This window comes from Burkholderia sp. LS-044, assembly GCF_004803625.1.
GTDB lineage: Bacteria > Pseudomonadota > Gammaproteobacteria > Burkholderiales > Burkholderiaceae > Burkholderia > Burkholderia cepacia.
On record NZ_SSWO01000054.1, the window covers coordinates 1 to 761 of the forward strand.

The window sequence follows — 761 nt, forward strand, 5'->3', positions numbered from 1 at the left end:
TACGGATCAAAGCTTGTTTGCCAGCTCCCCGTAGCTTTTCGCAGGCTACCGCGTCCTTCATCGCCTGTGATCGCCAAGGCATCCACCACATGCACTTGTTCGCTTGACCCTATAACGAGTCTGTCTCATCGACAGTCGCTACAGGTTGAGTTCTCGCGTTGTGCCGTATTCCAATTGAGTCAAACTTAGAGTTCGAATCATCTTGAGATACATCGATACAATCACAACCCGGATAGTTTTCACGTCCATCTCAAGACGCTTCCGCTATCCAAATTACTTACTTCTTCCAGATTGTTAAAGAACGACAGCCGATACTTTCGTACCGCTCTGACTGGCTCAATCGCCAATGCAAAACTCTCGATTCATCGGATGAACCAAGCACTTAGCGTTGGTGATTGGTGGAGGCAGACGGGATCGAACCGACGACCCCCTGCTTGCAAAGCAGGTGCTCTCCCAGCTGAGCTATGCCCCCATTGAGTACAGATGCCCTCAGGTGTTACCGCCAGACAATGGTGGGTCTGGTTGGATTCGAACCAACGACCCCCGCCTTATCAAGACGGTGCTCTAACCGACTGAGCTACAGACCCCTGAGTCTGTCTTTAATTTACAGCCGATAAGCGTGAGCGCTCAACTTTGCGAGAAGCTCTGGAAAGGAGGTGATCCAGCCGCACCTTCCGATACGGCTACCTTGTTACGACTTCACCCCAGTCATGAATCCTACCGTGGTGACCGTCCTCCTTGCGGTTAGACTAGCCACTTCT

At 51.5% G+C, this 761-nt stretch carries 2 tRNA genes and 2 rRNA genes; all 4 read right to left on the reverse strand.

The window, feature by feature from the left end:
- A 23S ribosomal RNA gene (locus E9536_RS41130) occupies positions 1–109 on the reverse strand; the annotation flags it as partial.
- 287 nt (positions 110–396) lie between these two features.
- Positions 397–472 (reverse strand) — tRNA-Ala (locus E9536_RS41140).
- 38 nt (positions 473–510) lie between these two features.
- Positions 511–587: transfer RNA gene (locus E9536_RS41145), tRNA-Ile, on the reverse strand.
- 62 nt (positions 588–649) lie between these two features.
- Positions 650–761: ribosomal RNA gene (locus E9536_RS41150) — 16S ribosomal RNA — on the reverse strand; the annotation flags it as partial.